The organism is Acidithiobacillus albertensis, from assembly GCF_001931655.1.
Classification (GTDB): domain Bacteria; phylum Pseudomonadota; class Gammaproteobacteria; order Acidithiobacillales; family Acidithiobacillaceae; genus Acidithiobacillus; species Acidithiobacillus thiooxidans.
On record NZ_MOAD01000017.1, the window covers coordinates 1 to 939 of the forward strand.

2 protein-coding genes are annotated in these 939 nt (G+C 59.3%); both read left to right on the forward strand.

Features of this window, described 5'->3' with window-relative positions:
• The coding region (locus tag BLW97_RS19520; RefSeq protein WP_423230378.1) for a Mu transposase domain-containing protein at nt 1–688 on the forward strand (688 nt) is incomplete at its 5' end.
• Nucleotides 678–939, forward strand: a 262-nt coding sequence (locus tag BLW97_RS16010; protein WP_242947853.1) for an ATP-binding protein, incomplete at its 3' end; no start/stop codon positions are given. The genes BLW97_RS19520 and BLW97_RS16010, both read left to right, overlap by 11 nt.

Sequence of the window (939 nt, forward strand, 5' to 3'; positions counted from 1 at the left end):
GGAACGCTGTCAGGAGCGGGCACAGAATCATGCACACCCCGAGCAGAAGACACGGACGATCTGGGCGGTCTTCCAGGAAGAGAAAGCGCTGCTGCGCCCCTTTCAAGCCACCTTCGATGGCTATGTGGAGGACCGGGTGCGGGTCAAATCTACCTGCCTGATATCGGTGGACCGTAATCACTACAGCGTACCCGCAGAATGGGCAGGAGAATGGGTGCGGGCACGGCGCTATGTGGATCGTATCGTGGTATTGATGGAAAGTGCGGTGATTGCCACCCATGCACGGCGCATGGGGCGGGACAAGACCATCACGGACCCGCAGCACTACCTGCAGGTTCTGGAGCGTAAACCGGGGGCTTTACGTAATGGCTTGCCCTTCCAGAAGCTACCGCGTGCCATCACCCTGGTGCAGGAGCATCTCCAGGCTAAAGCCGGTGGAGATAAGGCCTTTGTGGAAGTCTTACTGGCGGCCAGAGACCATGGCATGGACATACTGGAGACTGCCTGCGCCATGGCCCTGGAGCAGAAAACCGTTACAGTCACGGTAATCCTCAATCTGGTACACCGTCTGGCGCACCCGCTGCCACCACCCCCGCAGCAGACTCCGGAAGCCCTGCATCTCAAAGAAGAGCCAACGGCGGATTGCAGCCGCTACGATACCTTGCGGGGGAAGCCTTATGTCCACTGAACTGACCCTCTCTCTGAAGGAGCTGCATCTGTATGGCATGGCGACCGCCTACCAGGAATGGGTCGCGCAACCCGGGCTGGTCACAGAGCCGGTTTCCTGGCTGTCCAGCCTGATTGATGCCGAAAAACAGGACCGCCATTACCGCAGTCTGCGTTACCAAAGACGTATAGCCCGGTTCCCCCTGCAGCGCAGTCTGGATGAGTTTGACTTCACGGAAAGCCCCTTGGCCGAAGAACACCTGCGCACGCTGG